The sequence below is a fragment of the Enterobacter cloacae complex sp.6700776 genome (assembly GCF_048284255.1).
Classification (GTDB): Bacteria; Pseudomonadota; Gammaproteobacteria; order Enterobacterales; family Enterobacteriaceae; genus Enterobacter; species Enterobacter intestinihominis.
Genome location: NZ_JBLVYK010000322.1, coordinates 1 through 263 on the forward strand (window position 1 = coordinate 1; position 263 = coordinate 263).

General features: G+C 41.4%; 1 protein-coding gene. It reads left to right on the forward strand.

Translation table 11 applies throughout. The features are described 5' to 3' along the window. A partial coding sequence (locus tag ACNQ0T_RS24455) for a DUF484 family protein (RefSeq protein WP_417930521.1) occupies positions 1 to 245 on the forward strand: 245 nt, incomplete at its 5' end. Positions 246 to 263: the final 18 nt, after the last annotated feature.

Here is a 263-nt window from a genome sequence, read left to right on the forward strand (position 1 = left end):
ATTTAAAACAGAACCCTTATTTCTTTATTCGCAATGCGTCTATTGCTGAACATATCAAGGTTCCTAATGCCGTTCAGGAGGCTATCTCGCTTCCTGAATTGGTGATGAGCCGTCAACGTCAAAAAATCAAAAATCTCGAGCAGGATATCCGCTTTATGGTGGAACAAGCCCACGAAAATGGGCAACTGTTCGATGAGCTTCTTTATCTCGTCATTGAAATGTCTTCCGCAAATAGTTTGCGGTAGATGCTGTTTGTGTTGAAT